5 protein-coding genes are annotated in these 3,953 nt (G+C 34.0%); all 5 read left to right on the top strand.

The genetic code is table 11. The annotated features are described in order from the left end of the window. Positions 1 to 319 precede the first annotated feature (319 nt). The 5 genes from AC1DIV_RS29675 to AC1DIV_RS29655 all read left to right on the top strand — a co-directional run bounded on the left by AC1DIV_RS29675 (position 320) and on the right by AC1DIV_RS29655 (position 3,497). Positions 320 to 733, top strand: coding sequence for a hypothetical protein (locus tag AC1DIV_RS29675; protein ID WP_105718992.1), 414 nt, complete (start codon positions 320 to 322; stop codon positions 731 to 733). A gap of 105 nt (positions 734 to 838) precedes the next feature. Then, a complete protein-coding gene (locus AC1DIV_RS29670) occupies positions 839 to 1,366 on the top strand; it encodes a hypothetical protein (protein ID WP_048882921.1) in 528 nt (175 codons plus the stop codon). 47 nt (positions 1,367 to 1,413) lie between these two features. Further along, positions 1,414 to 1,707 carry a hypothetical protein gene (locus AC1DIV_RS29665; RefSeq protein WP_105718993.1) on the top strand — a complete coding sequence of 98 codons (294 nt, stop codon included), beginning with the start codon at positions 1,414 to 1,416 and terminating at the stop codon, positions 1,705 to 1,707. Then, positions 1,700 to 2,119 (top strand): hypothetical protein, encoded by a 420-nt coding sequence (locus tag AC1DIV_RS29660; protein WP_048882919.1) that lies wholly within the window; start codon positions 1,700 to 1,702, stop codon positions 2,117 to 2,119. Before AC1DIV_RS29665 ends, AC1DIV_RS29660 begins: the two co-directional genes overlap by 8 nt. 502 nt (positions 2,120 to 2,621) lie before the next feature. After that, on the top strand, positions 2,622 to 3,497 hold the full coding sequence (locus AC1DIV_RS29655; RefSeq protein WP_048882918.1) for a hypothetical protein: 876 nt from the start codon (positions 2,622 to 2,624) through the stop codon (positions 3,495 to 3,497). The last annotated feature ends 456 nt before the right edge of the window (positions 3,498 to 3,953 follow it).

The raw sequence follows: 3,953 nt of genomic DNA, 5'->3' as shown, positions 1-3,953 counted from the left end.
TCGTACAATGTACGCAATCTGACTAAGCTTCCAACAGGGGCAGATTCCTAGGCTTCGCCCTACCCCTGTAGGAAGCAAAGTCAGATCGTCAGCCAATCAAGGGGCCTAAAACTTTTTCATTAAGAACGCTGCGCAACATAAAAAACTTTCAGGCTAAGATCACCCTTGACCGTCTCCCGTTGCTCATTGTTCGTTCTACTTGCAAAAGGGGAAAAATAATCCCCTTTGGGGAATGAATCGCTTCTCCAGGCAAAAAGAAAAACAAAATCAAAAACTCAAACAAAAGTACAAAATCCAAAATCAAGGGAGGAAAAGAAAAATGAATAGTGATAATCATTTTGTTTATGTGTGTCAAAGTTGCCAAGAGCTTTTTGAGGATTTTACAAGTTCATGTGATTTATGCGGTAAAAGTGACATAGAAAAAGTACACAAAGGCGATATGGGAATGGATGAAGAAACAAGAACAGAAGATACAAATGGTCATTTACCTATGACAACTGAAAAATTATTCAAACGCTACGATATACAGGACGAAAGTGACTTCGGAATTGAGACATTAGCGCAAATGAAATACTGGCTTGTAGACTTCTGGAACACTAATCCAGACGATGATATGACAGACGAAGAGCATGAAGAAATGATTGAAGAAATCATGGAATCTGACAAAGACGAACTGTTTGAAAGATTGGCAGGCATCGGCTATACATATGATGAACTTGACGAAAACAGTTAATAGTTCTTGCTAAGACACTATAAAAACGCTGATATAGCTACGTTTCTCATTGGATGTATAGTGTCTAAATGGTATAATATAAGTATAAGAAGGAGAAGTGGAGATATGGTAAATAAGGAATTTAGATACTTCATCACAACAAAGGAAGGCAAATACTTTGAACCTAATTGGATTATGGAGGGTTATCAAGAAGGTGAAAAATTGCTTTTAAGGAATCCTTTAAATAATATCACAGAGTTTTATGAGCATGACCTAAATGGTGCATTAGAAATAACAGAACAAAATTATGATTATCTGTACAGTTTACAAATGAGTGAAGCTGGTTGGGATGACGAGGTAGATAAGAAATTTCGAGAAAAAGTAAAGGAATTGGAGGATGAAAGGAATATCACACTCCATTGTTATACAGACCAGCTCATTAATAATGAGGATGGTAAGTTCGATAAATTTGGAAGTGCTTGGTTTACTGTTCCTTGGAATTGGGCCGAAGAATTAGCTAATCTGCAAGGATTTAGTTCTCTTGAAGAATTCCTTAAGGAGTACACTTATGACAATACCGATGATTGGTTAAGTCAAGCAATAGAGGAAGGTGTTCTTATAGGCACTGGAACGGGTGATATGAGGGATTATTAAGATTTAGATTAACCTTAATCTTAAGGTAAATATGGGAGGAAATAATAATGAAATTTTACAGGGTTACAGCAGATTTTGATATGAGTGCTAATAGTTATTTAGAAGTAAAAGAGTTTTTGAATTTGGATAATGCTTTATGTGAAGCAGCTTATCAGGTTAATGAGTTCATTAATCGAATTCCTTATAGTGGAGCACTGGATGAAGAAGATACAGATTGGGAAGCTTCTGAACACGAAATCTTTAGGTTTTATGGTGTTTCAATATCTGGTGAAGACTTTGTAACAGTTCGTGTCTCTGAGGTAACTTTTGAAGATATGAATTGGGGTGTTAAGAATGAATAGTCATTACACGATTCATCTTAATCGAGAGGATTATAAACATGTTTTTGATTTAAATTCATTGGAGAAAAAACTTGAATGGACAAAAAGAGATATAGATTTATTGAAAGAACAAATTGCTGTGAGTGAGGAATATATGCATCATGTTACCGAACAAATTGAATTAGTTTCGTCTACGGATACGGAACCTCATGTCTATATTCACAGAAAGAATTATCACAACGTTCAATTTTATGTAGGAGTTAAACATGTGCCGAAAGTGGATTTTGAAAAGTTTAATCAGAATCTATATATCAGAACTTCTGATACAGAATTATTCGAAGGAAGACAAAGGCATACTGCGATTGCCTATGCCAAATCATTAGCTGAGAAATATGGATGTGACATACGGAGACAAGGGTTTCCGAAGAAGTAATAGCTACATTTCTCATTGTAAGTAACCTATAAAATCACAAGCACAAAAGTCGTTTGTTAAGAATGGACTTTAACCAACACAAAAAAATCAATGGATCTGATCCATCCATTGATTTTTTACGAATTGAAGGAAAAAACATACGTTTTTTCTTGATTATAAGGCAGGCATCGAGCCTGCCAACGGATGCTGAAGCATCCTAAAACCTTTTAAAACCTAATAAGGAAACCATTTAACTAAAGTTAAATGGTCCTCCCATTGAAATAAATTTCAAAACAGATGTTTTTAGAACTAGAAGTTGCGTTTTCACATTCGATAAAGTTTCCACATTGCTTTAAAAGGTATGTGATTACCTATGTTTTACCTCCTCTTTATATTTTCTAATTTAATAACTTCAGATAATTTATGGTTAAATAAAATAAAAAGAAATTGAACCATAATCAACAATAAATACCATATTTCTCACTGGTGATGTATGATATTAATATTTTAAAAGAGGTGTATTATGAAATTCTGCAAAAAAAACAAAGACAACAATGAGTCATTTAATTTTAGTGAACATATTAGTGATCTTGGTTTTATAATGCTTATATTCGCAATTTTATCCCCGTTCATTGGAATACTCATTGTTAAGGGATTTAATCTTGGTGATGTCTTTGCAGACTTAGGTGTATACGGAGACTTTTTAGGAGGCTCTACACTCCCGTTTTTAACCATAGTCACAATTGCATTTGTATATAAAACATTTAAACTTCAAGAAGAACAACTTAAGACTCAAAAAGAGGAAATGGAAGAAACCAGAGAAACTCTTCGAGAACAGAATAAAACTGCTCAGTTACAAAGATTTGAAAATAGCTTCTTTATCCAGTTGAAAGATATAAAAGATAAAAAAGATGGACACTATCAACAGGGTATACAGAGTGGCTCATTAAGGTATGGAATTATTCAAGGTATACCTAAACTAATCGACAATATGAATATTCATTTCGCCAATGAATTTAATGATTCTAAAGATAAAGATATAAAGTGGAGGAACTATAAAAATCATATGAAGTTTTGCTTTGAAGATACCACTTTAGTATTTAAAAAAATAGAATTTAAAAATTACATATTTAGCATAATGAGATGTTTTCAGTTGTTGAATAGATATAAAGAAATAATGGACGATGACGAACAAAGATATTACCTTCAATATGTAATTGATGAAATAGGTGATGAAGTATACAGATTATCAATGTTTTTTATTGTAGCCTTCTCAGAAAGGTACGAAGATTTCTTTAAAGCGTTAAAGTCTTTAAAAACTCATAGGCATATTAAAATGAGTAAATTCGATAAAGAGCTACCATCATCAACTCATTTTTTGAATCATTATCTTGATTAAATCACTCACCCTGTGAAAAAATACTTTTACATTTACTATCAAGCAATATATGAATTAGAAGTTTGATATCCTTATTTGGGCGGCAGCACTACAGACTGATCAGAAAGGAAAAGCATCTTTCTGTCATTCTGTACGTGTCGCTTCGGCATTAAATGGCCCGATAACCACGATCTGTACGGCTACCGCCTACATTTCGTAGGTTCCTGTTCCCTTTACGGTTTCACCGCCATACCGAACGAGCCGAAAACCTCAAAATATTAAGAGATTAAAAGAATAAAACATCAAAGGAGAACAGCCATCCGGCTGTTTTTTTTATATATTTTTCCCTTTTGCCTTACGAATCGTACAATGTACGCAATCTGACTAAGCTTCCAACAGGGGCAGATTCCTAGGCTTCGCCCTACCCCTGTAGGAAGCAAAGTCAGATCGTCAGCCAATCAAGGGGCCTAAAACTTT

It is taken from the genome of Peribacillus sp. 05N428 (assembly GCF_056397085.1).
The sequence above is the reverse complement of the archived record's forward strand: the minus strand, read 5'-3'. Positions and strand labels throughout refer to the sequence as shown.